Here is a 14,566-nt window from a genome sequence, read left to right on the forward strand (position 1 = left end):
TGTGGATCAATCGCTTTCATCGAGAAGTGTCTTGAGGTGTGACACCGGAACGCCAATATTCGAGCCGCCAAATTCGGGTAAGATCGCGGCATTGATAGCAACCACCTCGCCGTTTCGGTTCAGGGCAGGTCCGCCGCTTCCACCAGTTGTGGTTTCCGCGTCATAAACGACTGCACCGGGACTGATCTGGGCGACGATCCCCCGACTGGCCAGAGGCCTGATCTTGTTCTGCTCTGAAAGGTTTTTGGCAATCGACCAGAAATCGACGGCGCCATCTCTCTCAAGCGTTTTCAGAAAATCTGGCCCGGCCTGCACGATCAAGGCCTTAAGGCCAGTCGGAAATCCAAGCAGGAAAACTTCTTCACCTGCACGCGGCGGGTCTGGTGCCAGTGAAAGCCCGAGCCCTTGAACACGGTTTGCATCAACGGACAGAAGCGCCAGATCGGCCGTGTTGCTTGCCCTAAGCAATACCGCTTCCATTGGCTTGGATTGTTCTGGCAGATAAGCCAGCAGACTAAGTATCTCGGCTTCAAGCCCTGCTGCCTTCAGGGCCTGCGCCCGATCCCCGGTCGTCCAGGGCAAGGCGACATGACGGTTGGTCACCAACAGAGAGGTGCCCTGCAACAGAAACCCGGTTCCGGTGAACTGAAACTCTGCTGGCGCGCCTGCCGCATCTGGCTCAATCCATGGTTTCCCGAATGGAGTTTTTAGTTTCTCCCCGTCCGGGCCAAGCACATGCCGCAGCAATTTGCCGCTTTCGGTTTGTCGCAATCCGTAGTCCCCTTGGACAAAGGCAATGGATCGCGTCGAGGCCGTAATTACCCGCCTGGACGCGCCAGCGCGCTCTTCCAATGTCCCAAGGCGCTGCTCGGTGGAAATCACCTGGTTGTCAAACGCTTCTCTGAGCGCGACCAGATCATCCGCCGTCAATGCATCTTCTCGCGTCTGCGAAAGTATGACAGCAACCGCCTCGATCTTGAGGGATTCCTGTTTTAGGCTGTCCGCCAGCTTCCAGTCGTTCTGAAAGAGCAAATAGCCAAAGGCAAAGATCAGAAGAAGTATTCCGATAACGGTAACCCTGAACAAAACCGTGGTTTGTGATGTCAGTCGACGTCCGCCGTCGCGCAGCGCACCGGACATTTTTCTGGCGAAGGGTCGTCGGCTGGAGCGCGCATACACATAAGCGTCACTTATTATGTCTTCGACCGTGTGATGTGCAGGGAATGAGTGGTCACACACCCTGTAGCGCGACATGGGGCCTTCTTCACCGAACTCAATCATGTCGCCATGCCCAAGAGCTGCCGAAGCAGTTTTTTGACCATTGACCCAGACATCCCGGCCGGGCAACGCGTTTAGCGTGTAACCGCCTTGCGACCACTGAAAGGTCGCCACGTCTTCGTCATGCGGGGGCACATCCTCTTTCCGCCTGAACTTCAGGATACGGTCAGGACCCACAGAAGCGGACAAAGCGTTGCCGACAAGCCAGGTAACGGTTCCGCGGGATGGCCCGGTCAAGCTCTCCAAGAATGCACGGACATCGCTCGTTTCACCGTCCATGTCGCTTCGGTCCGGCGTCCGCATGGTTCATCTCAGTTCCTTAGCGCTTTGGGCACATTACCATGCGCAGCGGTGAAACCGCCATGGTTGGCAATAATGTGCGCATTCAGAAGAACGTTGAGCTTCCATATGCTGCCCCGATCACGATGATTGCGCGCATACCGTCGATGCGCCTATTTCGATGAGACCTTGATCTTTCGGCTGGGATCCTGGGGTTCGGTTTTTGGCATGGTGATGTGCAGGACACCTTTGTCGAACGCAGCGGAAATCTCCTCGATATCGACTGCATCCGGCAGCGTCATTGTCCGGGTAAAACTGCCATAGCTTCTCTCGCTAACGCGCAGATCGCCCGTGTCATCATGTGTGACATTCTTCTGGCCTCGCAGGGTCAATCTGCGGTCTTTGATTTCGACTTCGACGTCGTCTTCTTCGAGACCCGGCAATTCAGCCGTGAGATTTATCGCTGTATCCGTCTCGTGGATGTCAATCGCCGGCGAAATCGCACCCGTCATGTCCAACGACGGGAAGCCCGTGCGTTGCGCAGCTGTTTCCAGTGGCAGGAATGGCGCTGCGCCCCCGAAAAAGCGCGACATAATGGATTCCATTTCGCGTCGAAAATTATCAGAGAGCGGATGTGTTCCAGCAAACAGTTGCGGGGTATTTTTATCTTCAAGCATTTTCTGATCCTCCTCCTTTGGTGCGATTGGGGGGAGGCGGTATTATGGCAAAAAACGCGTCTAATTACCTTGATCTTGCGCAACCCAGTGTCCTCGGTATCGCGCCAAAAGGACATCCCGGCCGTATCAGTATTCCGAATGTAACAAGGCGCATTACCAATCATACGTCCAGGCCAAGGGGCAAACTGATCTGACTCTATTGCGCCAACGAGCGTCTGAAAAGCATCAGGCTTGACACCAGAAGGACTGCGCCCAGTAACGCCATCCATAGGAACTCTGGCCATACCGTTTCAAACCCAGCACCCTTGAAGATGATGGATTGACCGGCGGACATATAGTGGCGGGAAGGAAGGATCGATGTTCCGAACCGAAGCCAGTCGGGCTGACCCTCGATCGGTGTCTCTCCTCCTGACAGCATCAGCATTGGAAGGACTGTCAGCATTACCAAAAGCGCGAACTGCGCCATTGAGCGCGCAATCGTTGCAAGAAATACCCCAAGTGCGGTTGCTGTGAAAAGAAACAGCGCGGTGCCAACTAAAAACAACACCTTCGACCCCGCGATGTTGATCCCCAGGAAACCTTGCATAACAAAGGTCAGTGATAAGGCGGCCGCGACAAGAACCACCGCTGCGTTTGCCCAAATCTTGGCCATCGCAATGTCAAACGGGGTAAGCGGCATCGCAAGCAGGTGTTCGATTGTGCCATGTTCACGCTCGCGGATCATCGCGGCACCGGTGAGTATCGTGGTCAGCCACATGATCTGGCCGATGAGCGCCACGATACCGGCAAAACGAACAGTATCACGGTTGGGATTGAACGCACTGCGCATGATGATATCGACGGGCAATGACTCAGCCAGGTCCGCACCAATGGCAAAGCGACGGATCTCGGCGCTGAGGATATTGACGATATAGTTTGCGCCAATCCCGGCCTGTTCCATCGCCGTCGCATCAATCAGAACCTGAATTTCCGGCGTGCGCCCGGCGCGAACATCTTTCTCGAACCCTGGTGGCACCGCGACCACAAACAGGAAATGCCCGGCATCCATCTTTTCGGCTCCGGTACCCGGTGCGATCTGGACAACGGGTTGAAACTCCGGAGGGAAGAACGCCGTAGCAAGAGACCGTGAAAGGGGCGAGCCATCCTCATTGGCAAATGCAATGGAGGCATTGTTGACCGAGTTCGAAACCCCTGTCGCCTCCATCACGGGTGCCAGCGTGAATGACCAGACCAGCAGCGCCATCATCACCCAGTCACGTCGAAGGCTCATCATTTCTTTCAAGCCAAGCCAGAAGATGCAGGACAACCGTTGCATTCACTTCTCCTGCGCTCGAAGCAAAAGGGCCGCGATCAGCGTCAGCACCGGCCCGAAACAGGCCAGGGCGAGAAGATCGGGGGCAAGCGCATCCCAGCCCAGCCCTTTGGTGAAGGCACCGACATTCAGGTGCAGGAAATAGGATGACGGCCAGAGCGATCCGATTGTCTGCGCACCGCCTTCAAGCGTTGAAACCGGCTGCAGCAGGCCCGAGAACTGAATGGTCGGTACGACCGAGGCGATGGCGGTGGCGAAGGTAGCGGCCACCTGGCTTGAGGTCATGGTCGCAATGAGCAGCCCATAAGATGTGGTCGCCCAGACATACAGCAACGCGCCAATCGCCAGGGGAACCGGGTTGCCTTTGAGCGGTACATCAAAAACAAGGACCGTCACTCCGGCCAAGAGCAGGAAATTGGCGAACGCGATTGCGATATAGGGGATTTGTTTGCCAATCAGAAACTCAAGGCGCGTCGTTGGCGTCGCATAGAAATTGGTGATTGTTCCCAACTCTTTCTCACGCGCGACGCTGACCGCCATCAGAACTGCCGGCAACATTATCAACAGGATTGCGGGCATGGCCGGGGCCATTGCGGCAATACTCTCAAAACTCTGATTGTATCTGAAGCGCGGCTCGATACGGGCGATCTCGGCCGGATGCACACCGTTTTTGCGTGCCATTGCTTCCAAAAAGGTATTGTGGAGCCCCGCCACATAGCCTTCCACTGTCTCGCCCTTGAATGGAATTGCGCCGTCCACAATTGCAAGCACGTCCGTTGCTTCACCAGAGCGGATCTTGCGCCCAAAATCAGGTGGGAGTTCGACAACCAGCGAGGCATCTCCTCGGGCCAGCCGTTCATGGCCCTCATCGATACTCGTCAGTGGCTTCGTTGGGTTGAAGTAGCGCGATCCGGAAATCTCGGCAATGTAGGCGCGGCTTTCGGGCCCCTGTGACAAATCCAGTACCGCGAAATCCAGTTCTTCGATGTCCAGCGTAATCCCATAGCAAAAGACCAGCATCAGGATCACCGAGCCCAGGAACGCAAACGCCAAACGCACGCGGTCGCGCAAAATCTCGATGGTTTCACGCCTCGTATATGCCAGTGCGCGCCTGATACCCCCGCCAGCGCAGTCATCAAGGGCATGAACCGAAGCCTCAGGTGCTTTCACCGGTGCCGGAGGGTCAGCGGCCTTCAATACCGTGACAAACGCTTCCTCCAGACTGTCTGCCTGTGCCTCGGTGATCAACGCATCCGGTGTTCCCTCAGCCAGAACCCGGCCCGCATGCATGAATGACACCCGATCACAGCGCTCTGCTTCGGCCATGAAATGGGTCGAGACGAAAATCGTTACATCCTCATCTCTCGAAAGCTCAATCAGCAGAGCCCAAAACGAGTCGCGCGCCTCAGGGTCCACCCCCGAAGTTGGTTCATCCAGGATCAGCACGCGAGGTCGGTGGATTACAGCGACCGCCAGGGAGAGACGTTGCTTGATGCCAAGTGGCAGCGCCGTGGCCAGCATGTCCATATGTGCAATCAGGCCAAAGCGCTCTGCCAATTCATCGATACGTATCTCTCGGTCCGTGATCGCAAAGATGCGGGCGTGAAGCTGAAGGTTCTGTCGAACGGTCAACTCGCCATAAAGCGAGAATGCCTGACTCATATAGCCAATCTCGCGACGCATCCTCAGGTCGCGCGCTTCAACCGGCCTTCCGAATAATAGCGCCTCACCTTCACTTGCGGGCAAAAGACCTGTCAGCATTTTCATGGTTGTCGACTTGCCGCAGCCGTTCGACCCGAGGAAGCCGAAGATCTCACCACGGTTGATCGAGAATTCGACGTCATTGACCGCGGTGAAATCGCCAAAGCGCCGCGTCAATCCACGTGCCGTGATCACCGGGTCGGCCTCACGCTGATGTGTGGGCGCTTTCTTTGGTGCGATCAGGGGATCTCCGTGCGCTTGCAGCCGCCGGTAGGACGTTTCAAGATCGCTGGCTTCCCCCTTCAATTCTGCCGGAGAACCATGGAAAAGCACGCGCCCGGCATCCATCGCGACGATAAAGTCGAATTGTTCGGCTTCTTCCATATAGGCTGTCGAAACCAGTATGGAGAGGTCGGGTGTAGCCTCTCGGACCGCGTCGATCAGCGCCCAGAACTGACGCCGCGACAGTGGGTCGATGCCGGTGGTCGGCTCATCCAGAACCAAAAGCTTAGGATCATGGATCAGTGCACAACACAGCCCGAGCTTTTGCTTCATGCCGCCCGAGAGTTTTCCCATCAGCCGATCAGAGAAAGGCGCAAGCCCGGTCGCCGACAGCAATGCTGCGATCCGGATGTCACGCTCCTGCTGCCCCTGTCCGAAGAGACGCGAAAAAAACTCAAGGTTCTCGCGCACCGACAATTCTGCATAGAGATTACGGCCCAACCCCTGCGGCATAAATGCGATCGCAGGGCAGATATGGTGACGATGGGCGCGGTCGTCGATTGGGCCTCCGAGAACATTGATTGTGCCGGATTGAAGCTTCTTTGCGCCGGTGATCAATCCCAAAAGCGTTGATTTGCCAACCCCGTCAGGCCCGATCAGCCCAATAAGCTGACCAACCGGCAGATCAAGCGACAGGTTATCGAGTGCAATGCGCTGGCGATACTTATGCGTGACACCACTGACGCAGAAACCAGATGTGCCCGCCTGGGAATTCATTCGAACAATTCGGGTGGAATCCGCCTTTCCAGATATTCCGGCCATACACGGCCAGAAGAAAGCCTAATCACAGCGATACCGCGAAGGCCGGTTTTCACATGTTCGATCCGTTCTGCGATCAGATCCTCAGGAATACGAACCCGAACGCGAAAGACCAACTGTTCACGCTCGCTCAATGTCTCGACTTGCTTCGGAGTGAACTGGGCTTCGGGGGATACAAAAGTGACGGTTGCAGGAATGGCAAAATCCGGCAAGGCATCAAGTACGATGCGCGCCTCAGCCCCGATGGGCAGCAACCCCGCTTCGCGAGCGGGCAGGTACACGTCCATATAGACGTTCTCTAAGCTGAGAAGTGTGAGGATCGGCTCCCCCGCGCCGACAACTTCGCCGGGCTCAGCCAGTCTGTAAAGAACGCGCCCTGGCATGGGGGCGACAAGCGAAGCATCCTCGATCTGAGCTGTGATCCGGCGCATTTCGGCTTCGGCAGCAGCGATCTGGCTGTCTGATGTTGCAACCCGGGCCTTCGCCGCACCCAGGACGGCATCGGCAACCTGAAATGCGGTTTCGCGATCCTCGAAAACGGTCATCGAAATGTTTTGACCGGCCAACAGTGCCTTTGCCCGTTCCAGTTCCTGCGCCGCGCGACGCTGTTGGCTTTCTCGTTGGACAACTACAGCCTCGGCTTCAGCCTTGGCTTGACGCGCCAATGCTACCTCGGCTTTGGCGCGATCAAGCGCTGCAGACAGTTCATCGGTATCCATCTCGACCAGCAGCTCACCCACAGCAACCAAGTGGCCTTCTGCCGCCAAAACCTGTGCAACTCGCCCTGCGAAGGTGGGGGCAATTTCCACTTGTTCGGCCTCTATCCGTCCATTGCCCTGTACAAATCCAACTGGCAATTCGCTGCTGTCTTCTGAAACGAATATGTACAACGCCGCACCTGCGAGAAGGAGCATTACGACGATCAGTATTGCGCGCACATTCTTTTTCATGATCTGGCATACCGCGGTTAGGGCTACTAGGTGACGTTATCTCAAACCCCGCAAAATGCTTTGTTTTGGATCAAACAGAGCCCTTTAGAGGGTTGTTCAGGCCAAACTCGGGTAGAAAACCGGCGCAGCAGTCTGATTGTTAACCCGCATCAATGGCTCAATGCGGATTTCACGGCGTGACTTTCGATTTCGGTTGCGCCGAACTGGCGGTAATGTTGTGCAAGGACATGCATCCTGCGGTCGAAATAAATGCCCAGTTGTCCATCCATCGTGTCGAAGCACTTACAAGTCACACTTCCAGCGTGCGGATGAAACCAACACTGCGTCAGTATTGCGGGTTGCCGCTCCTACTTCGGCAACATGAAGAACTCTTCCAGTACAATCTTTCCGTCTGCTACCGAATAAACTGCAATCTCGCTCAAGGCGATACGTTGCCCAGTTTCCTTCTGCGTTACGTCAGCCTTATATCGCACACTGAAGCGGTTTGGGGGATGAACATAGGGGCCATCGACGTCGAATTCGATGATTTCATGAGCAGCCAGCCAATCCTCTCTTTTCCCTTTGATAGCATCACGGCCTTTGGTGATGCGGAACTGTCGAACCGGAGGCACAACCGCCTCTATGGATTGAGCGTTCTCGGCATACATTTCATCAACATTTGCAAGGCCCCTGCGATCACGCATTGCCTGAACAAATGTTCTTCCAATCTCGACTAATTCTTCCATGATAGCCCCCATTTTTGGCTCCAACTGTATCACATCTTGCTTTTTCCAATCTTGACGAGGATCAATGAATTTAGATGTTGGCGAAGAATCCAGTTCGGGAACGAGAGGGCAACTAGTGCAGTGGCAAAGAACGGCCCAATTCCCGGCACCGTCATCAAACAATGCGCCATCTCATTGCCTCCTGGTCGATGAGTTACCTCCGCATCCAACTCTCATATCTGACTGATCAACCGGCCCGCATCCCAATCAGCGGGTTTAGGCAAGCCTGTGCCGCTTCCCCTCGTGTTGCACCGTCATGCGACAGCCGATATCGACCACGAAGACAACCATGCTCCCGGCATCTAGACTATTAAGTGCAGGAAAAGCTTGATCTGGGCTGCACAATTAGACAACGCCTTCAAAACCAACTGAAACCGATCGTTTTGCTCTGGCAGGTGCTGTGATCGAAGAAGTGGGTCTTACCGTTTAGTAGCGCCAAGATAAGCAAACCAGTAGGCCAAGGCGACTCCTCCCGCCCCGCCGACAATGTTGCCCAGAGTAACCCACAATAGATTGGTCGCCGCTGAGAAAACCGGCACAGTTGCCCCCGCTGCCCAACCCTGCGGGAAGAAAAACATGTTCGCAATCGAATGCTCGAGCCCCAGCAACACAAAAGCAGTAACAGGCCACAAAACGGCCAGAACCTTGCCGGCGACGCTGCGGGCGGCAAAGGACAGCCAAACAGCAAGGCATACCAACCCGTTGCACAATGCGCCACGGGCGAAGGCCTCCATCGGTTCCAGCCCCGCTTTGGCATCGGCTATCACCACGGCGGTATTGCCCATCGGCCCCTCGAGCAGGCCGGTCAGAGAGAAGGCCAATGCAAGCCCGAGGGCACCCGCGAAGTTTCCGGCGTAGACGATGCCCCAGCTTCGAAACAACAGTCGCAGCGGTATCTTGCGGTCGACCGCTGCGATCACCATCAAAACATTTCCGGTGAACAATTCTGCACCACCTGCGATCACCAGGATAAGGCCCAGGGAAAACACCGCACCACCCAGAACGCGGATCGGCCCCGCAGCGCTGTCTGCCCCAGTAACCGCCATCGTATAGGCCGCTGCGCCAAACCCTATGAATGCCCCGGCCAGCATCGCAAGAACGAACATGGGTGCCATTGGCAACTTTGCCTTTGTGACCCCAGCAGTCTCAACTAACGTCGCAATTTCAGAGGGTTTATGAGCGTCGAACAGGGACGGGGTGTTCATGTCGGGCTCCAAAGTTAACACGGATCTACGTAGCAGGAAATTTACAGCCTATCTTCTAACCTTGAACCAATGCACAAATAAAAGGGGAAGTTCATCTGTTCCACCACAGTTCGGGTAGTTTCGCCTAACACAGTTTGGTCTCTGGTCATCGCCACAGGCACCCATGACCTCTGTTTAAACCTCCGTTTTCTGCCACCGTCATGAAGCACTGGATATCTGACTCCATTTTCACGGTCGGGAGTTCAGCGTCACGGAGTAGCCATCGAACCTTAGTTCTGTCACGAGGCTTCAATGCAAAGCTTATTGATCGTCATCGTTTTTGTGCCGATTGGGACCAAGTTTGATATTTAGGCAACGGTCAAAACCGCACAAGTGGCATTCCGACTGATGCCTTGAGAGGTGCTCCCTTGAATCAGGCTACCAATGCTTCCCAATCCTCGGCGGCCCGTCACAATTAGGTCAGCTGTGCATTGCTTGGCACATGCGATGATCTCGTCGACCGGATCACCGCGTTGGGTATGTGTTTGCGAAACCGTCTGATTGTATTCTTTGGCGATCTCTTTACCCGCGGAAATGATCTTGTCTGCTGCCTGCTGAACCTCTTCGTCTGAAGGCATTGTCGTGACGGCGTGATAGCCAGCAACCGCGCCCATTGCGAAAGCCACGGTTTGCGGCTGAGGTGTATGGACAAGGTGAATTTGGGAGCCATATTTGCTTGAGATATCACAGGCAACGCGTAGTGCTGATTCTGACGCCTCCGATCCATCCAAGCCAACCACGATTTTATTGAACATGTCGCACTCCCTCCTTTGTGAGGGGTCAGTATGGGTGAACTTGCGGCAACTAGCATTGACTCAAATCAACACTTTTCGCTGCAAATTCGAGCGTAGTCGTCCGTCCATTTCCAGAAGATTCACGGTAACCGAACCAACTCTAAAAATCGTTGGAATTGCAAACGGTTCATCCCAAAGAGGCAACAGCACATATTTATTGCGAAAAACCTCCCGCAGACGCTGCTTTTTCAATGGGTATCAATTTTGCCCAATGACAAAGATCAAGGGTAATGGCGAGAAAAATTGCTACTATGGACGTGCGTTTCAGTTCGTTTGGCGAGGTCGGTGGGTTGCTTACGACACGAAATTCAATCTTATTCCAGAGGAAAACAACGATGCCTTCCTCTTCGCCTTGGGTTCGCCCAGTTGCAATAGCCGCAGCACTCTTTGGTCTTCTGACCATTTTCTCCGGCGGAACGGCACTGTTTGGGGGTGCTGCTGCCAAAGCTGCAGTCGGAGATGCAGTTCCATTCGTGCTTTGGTTCAATTTTTTGGCTGGATTTGTCTATTTGCTTGGTGCATTCGCAATCTACATATCCACATTCTGGGCACAACGCATTGCCTGGTTGATAGGCACATGTACACTACTGGTGTTTGTAGTTTTGATAATTATGGTTCTCGTTGGAACACCATTTGAATGGCGAACCATCGGTGCAATGACCATACGCTCCGGATTTTGGCTTGCTATAGCTTTTGTGCTTTCCAGAACAGTATGAGCCAGTCAATTCGACGTCGCGCCTTTACCCAAATTGCTTAGAGAGACCGGCACCTTTGATTGAAATCAAAGGCCGTGGCGAAGAGTTTCGGCATAGTAAATTCGCTGTTTAGACCGGTTTGCGGGAGCGTCATTATGACAGTACTTATTGCCTACGGAACTATTGAAGGTCAGACCGCCAAGATTTCGCGCTTTATCAACAAAGTCGCATTTGGGGCAGGATACGAAACAAGGCTTATCGACGTCGACCAACTGGCAGGTCCAGTGTCCTTGGAAGATGTAGACCACGTCATCCTTGCCGCTCCCGTCCATGAACGCCGGCACCCCAAGCCGTTCGAGGAGTTTTTGGAAAGGCACCATGACACATTATCCGCGCGAAGATCACTTTTACTTTCCGTCAGTCTAAAGGCAGCTTTTCAGAAAGGTCAGGAGGACGCGCGGGACTATCTCACCGAAATGCTGATGCGGACGAATTTCGAACCAGACGCGACCGCCTTGGTCGCTGGTGCCGTACGGCCTGATAGTTACGGGTATTTTGAAAGAGAGATCGTCCAACACGTTGTCATGCTAGGCCAGAAGATTGATCCACGAGATGGCTTGAGAGAATTCACTGATTGGGATGCGTTGAAAACAACCGTAACAGCATTCCTGGGCGATTAGGTCTGCCGTCACCTCGGAGAGCATCGAACCAATGACAGATTTCGGCCGGCTTTTGCAGAGTGGGATTTCTCCATCATGTCAAAACGCTGAGAATTTGCTGCCCCGTTTCTGTTTCTCACAACTCGCTCACATCGTTACAAAACAGCTCATACAATACTGCCACAACCGCTGATACTCTCTGATCGGCAATCCTGTAATAGATGCTCTTCCCGTCACGCCTGGCGTCAATCAAACCGGAAAGGCGGAGCCGAGATAGCTGTTGCGAGGCGGCGGCCTGCCGCATGGAGAACGTCTGTTGGATTTCGCCGACGGACTTTTCACCACTGAGCAGCAGGCACAATATCTGCAGACGGCCGTCATGCGCCATGGCCTTCAGAAACTCGGTTGCTTCAAGAGCATTCTGGCTGAGATCCGATTTCAAGCAGTGCCCCAAATAGAAGGATATATATTGATATCATTATTACTGGCACCTGTCTCTCCGCCACAAATAAGCGGCGAAGAGGAAATTGCAGGTAATGCGGTCAAATGATGCTATGCACGCAATGGGATTGGAGTGGCTGCGGCAGACAGTATTCACAGCACGAAGCCACACTGCGTTCGCGCCACTAACGATACACGCGCCGTTCTACAGGTCATACCCATCATCCTCGCGGGTAGCCGCAATGACTAAACAGACCCCAAACATGGCGGACATTCGTACAGCGCGCCGCATAGACCGAATTGGGCTCGCAGCCGACACCTGGCCATTTCACTCAGTTCAACAGACGCGCACTTAGGCGGCCAAGGTCGGCAATGCGTTGTAAGCGGCCTATTGCATCCGCAGCGCCTACGCTGAGCGGCAATGGCGCCTCAGGGCTCTGAAGCCGACCTCAGTGGCGGCGCTGCAATGCCCCCTGCCCCGCTAACAACTGATATCGCGGACGGCCCAAAACAGACATCTATCTCGGTCGTGGATGCTGCGGCGCAGCTTTTCCAGTAACGGACTTTCATCGTCGACACTGCATTTCAGATCACCGGTTGACTGTATCTCGGGCAAAACGGAGTTATGCATCGGCAGCGAGTGCTAATATCATACTTATGCTCACTTGCAGTACCTAACCAGTGCCACGCAAAAAACGCGGACTTGCGTACGAGCGGATCGGGGGTAGTGCCTTTTTTCAGCTAAACTAATGGAAACTCCGTGGTAGCGTCTTCATTAAACGTTGCATTTTCGATCGATGCGCTTTGCGACAAGCAGAAATTGGGAAGTGATATGGCCTTAGGGTATTCGGAGACATTTCTTGGGAACGGGCTGGTGATACCAATGCCACGCCCTGTCAACCAGGACTTAATTGGTCAAATTCTAAGAAGAGATGAGCTAGACGAGGGTATCTATTCTCACCATCCTAACTTTACATTGATGATGAATGAAAAGCACAAACAGCTGGTATTTGCGGCACATAACATCGACCAAGCTGCGTATCAGCCAGGCGACCGATCCGGAAGCTGGAAAAACGACGACGCGGTAGGCGCAGAGAACCAAGTAGACGAGGCATTTTACGACGACGACCTCTATAACTATGGCAGGTTGGAAGAGAACCTTTTTGACAAAGGCCATATGGTTCCTTTCGCAAATGCTCGGCATGGTCCGGATCAATCAAGTGCCATGACTGCGGCCAAGTCGACCTATGTTTGGTCAAACTGCACTCTACAGCATCGAAACCTGAATGAGAGCGAGTGGGCATACCTGGAACGCTATATCGTGAGGCCGCTGAAGTTAGACAGCAACGATAAATTATGCGTCTTCTCTGGTCCAATCTGGGGTGCACTTGATCGAGAAATCCATATCTCAAGCAGAACGGATACAGCTCGCGCACCGGCTGGCTTTTTTAAGGTCGTTTGTTTTCATCTCGCCGAGCCTGTGAACGGAAGTCACCTAGGCGTTCTCGCCTTTGCAATCTTTCAAGACAAGGAAGTTTTACGCGCAAAAGCGGGCGGAGCGGTCGTGAAGACCGATCGAAAGTACCAAATCACTATCGCACAACTTCAGGGTCTAACGGGGCTCGACTTTGGGTCTGAGATTGCTGACGCAAACCCAATGATCTTCAAACCATCTACCGCCCGGCGCGTAAATCCGAGGGCGCACACACCTGAGGTCATGCCGATCGGGAACGCTAGTGATGTCATGACCAGGTTGGACAGCCCGCGAAGTGGACAACAGGATCTTGCAAAGCGAGACGTATCCATATTCTCAGCAATGATCCGGCCCAGAAGCCCCGAGACAGGCAAGGAGTGGGTTTCTCTTCTTAATCGAACCGAAGCCGAAGTCGATCTCACTGGATGGGTCTTGCGTGGCAAAGATGGGCGCAAAGCGGTACTTAGTGGACCACTAAGCCCAGGTCGGATGCGCATGATATCTGGTTCCGAAATGGGTACTCTGCGCCTTGGCAATTATGGAGGAGATCTTATACTTCGCACAGCACAGGGCGTCATAGTCGATCACGTGACTTGGACCCGCAAGTCGTTGCTCGAAGTCAAACCTGGGATTTCTTACGAATTTGAAATAGGCCGATAGCGGGTGCTAGCCACAAGTAGGGAAACAGACAGCCCGGCAGTCCTTTCGAAGCGTAGATCGCTTATTGTGCGGAGAGCCCTAAGCCGACCCTAGACAGATTAAAGCAATGCTGCATTGGAGATCGCCAAAGCTGCTAGAGAGCGATTTCGACTATTCGAATCTTTGCTCGCCTAGAACCTTCCGCTATAATTTTCGCCATTCAACTTCTACGCTTGTTTCTGAGGTCGGATCCATATGAGACCTGCCTACAAAGCCATTGTCGGCTTCGGTGCGCTGGCTGCAGCAGTCGCAACAATCCTTGGTTTGTATTGGAGTCTTGTTAGAACGAGCGCGCTTTCGGTAAAACTTGACCAAGTAACTGGAGAGTGGGCAAATATTCTTAGCGCGGGCATAACTTTTTCAAACACTGGAGAGACTTCAGTTAGTGTGGTCGAAATCGACTCGTTCTTCAGCGATAGCGAGAACTGCGTTGACCTGCCCCCCGAAACTTCCCTCACCTTAATGTAGAGTTTGCTCAACGTTTCGAAGGAGCAAACAGATGCGAAAGAGTCGTTTCACGGAAGCCCAGATAGTCGGGATGATCAAAGAACAGGAAGC

13 protein-coding genes are annotated in these 14,566 nt (G+C 53.9%); 4 read left to right on the forward strand and 9 right to left on the reverse strand.

The genetic code is table 11. The features are described 5' to 3' along the window. Window positions 1-6 precede the first annotated feature (6 nt). The 8 genes from RUM8411_RS21730 to RUM8411_RS21765 all read right to left on the reverse strand — a co-directional run bounded on the left by RUM8411_RS21730 (window position 7) and on the right by RUM8411_RS21765 (window position 10,001). On the reverse strand, window positions 7-1,557 hold the full coding sequence (locus RUM8411_RS21730) for a trypsin-like peptidase domain-containing protein (RefSeq protein WP_159453952.1): 1,551 nt from the start codon (window positions 1,555-1,557) through the stop codon (window positions 7-9). Between the two features lie 173 nt (window positions 1,558-1,730). Next, complete coding sequence (locus RUM8411_RS21735; protein WP_085824824.1) at window positions 1,731-2,234, reverse strand: Hsp20/alpha crystallin family protein; 504 nt, start codon at window positions 2,232-2,234, stop codon at window positions 1,731-1,733. A gap of 196 nt (window positions 2,235-2,430) precedes the next feature. Beyond that, on the reverse strand, window positions 2,431-3,549 hold the full coding sequence (locus tag RUM8411_RS21740; protein WP_085824825.1) for an ABC transporter permease: 1,119 nt from the start codon (window positions 3,547-3,549) through the stop codon (window positions 2,431-2,433). Continuing rightward, entirely contained in the window at window positions 3,550-6,246 is a 2,697-nt protein-coding gene (rbbA, locus tag RUM8411_RS21745; RefSeq protein ID WP_085824826.1) for a ribosome-associated ATPase/putative transporter RbbA, read from the reverse strand. Next, complete coding sequence (locus tag RUM8411_RS21750; protein ID WP_234995321.1) at window positions 6,243-7,202, reverse strand: HlyD family secretion protein; 960 nt, start codon at window positions 7,200-7,202, stop codon at window positions 6,243-6,245. Before RUM8411_RS21750 ends, rbbA begins: the two co-directional genes overlap by 4 nt. A gap of 383 nt (window positions 7,203-7,585) precedes the next feature. Next, window positions 7,586-8,125: a nuclear transport factor 2 family protein gene (locus RUM8411_RS21755; protein WP_143534975.1), complete on the reverse strand. Its 540-nt coding sequence runs from the start codon at window positions 8,123-8,125 to the stop codon at window positions 7,586-7,588. A 296-nt stretch (window positions 8,126-8,421) separates the two neighbouring features. Further along, window positions 8,422-9,207, reverse strand: a complete 786-nt coding sequence (locus RUM8411_RS21760; protein ID WP_085824829.1) for a formate/nitrite transporter family protein — start codon at window positions 9,205-9,207, stop codon at window positions 8,422-8,424. A gap of 347 nt (window positions 9,208-9,554) precedes the next feature. Further along, window positions 9,555-10,001, reverse strand: coding sequence for a universal stress protein (locus RUM8411_RS21765; protein ID WP_085824830.1), 447 nt, complete (start codon window positions 9,999-10,001; stop codon window positions 9,555-9,557). Window positions 10,002-10,270: 269 nt separating this feature from the next. Between RUM8411_RS21765 and RUM8411_RS21770 the strand changes: the two genes are divergently transcribed. Continuing rightward, window positions 10,271-10,756, forward strand: coding sequence for a hypothetical protein (locus RUM8411_RS21770; RefSeq protein ID WP_143534976.1), 486 nt, complete (start codon window positions 10,271-10,273; stop codon window positions 10,754-10,756). Between the two features lie 134 nt (window positions 10,757-10,890). Beyond that, on the forward strand, window positions 10,891-11,415 hold the full coding sequence (locus RUM8411_RS21775) for a flavodoxin domain-containing protein (protein ID WP_085824832.1): 525 nt from the start codon (window positions 10,891-10,893) through the stop codon (window positions 11,413-11,415). A gap of 115 nt (window positions 11,416-11,530) precedes the next feature. On the opposite strand, the gene RUM8411_RS21780 is transcribed toward RUM8411_RS21775, so the two are convergent. Beyond that, window positions 11,531-11,836, reverse strand: a complete 306-nt coding sequence (locus RUM8411_RS21780) for an ArsR/SmtB family transcription factor (protein WP_306372990.1) — start codon at window positions 11,834-11,836, stop codon at window positions 11,531-11,533. Between the two features lie 759 nt (window positions 11,837-12,595). Between RUM8411_RS21780 and RUM8411_RS21785 the strand changes: the two genes are divergently transcribed. Both RUM8411_RS21785 and RUM8411_RS22780 read left to right on the forward strand, forming a co-directional pair. Continuing rightward, window positions 12,596-13,969 (forward strand): DNA/RNA non-specific endonuclease, encoded by a 1,374-nt coding sequence (locus RUM8411_RS21785; protein WP_143534977.1) that lies wholly within the window; start codon window positions 12,596-12,598, stop codon window positions 13,967-13,969. 234 nt (window positions 13,970-14,203) lie between these two features. After that, window positions 14,204-14,476 (forward strand): hypothetical protein, encoded by a 273-nt coding sequence (locus tag RUM8411_RS22780; protein WP_085824834.1) that lies wholly within the window; start codon window positions 14,204-14,206, stop codon window positions 14,474-14,476. Window positions 14,477-14,566: the final 90 nt, after the last annotated feature.

The sequence above is a fragment of the Ruegeria meonggei genome, from assembly GCF_900172215.1.
In the GTDB taxonomy this organism is placed as follows: domain Bacteria; phylum Pseudomonadota; class Alphaproteobacteria; order Rhodobacterales; family Rhodobacteraceae; genus Ruegeria; species Ruegeria meonggei.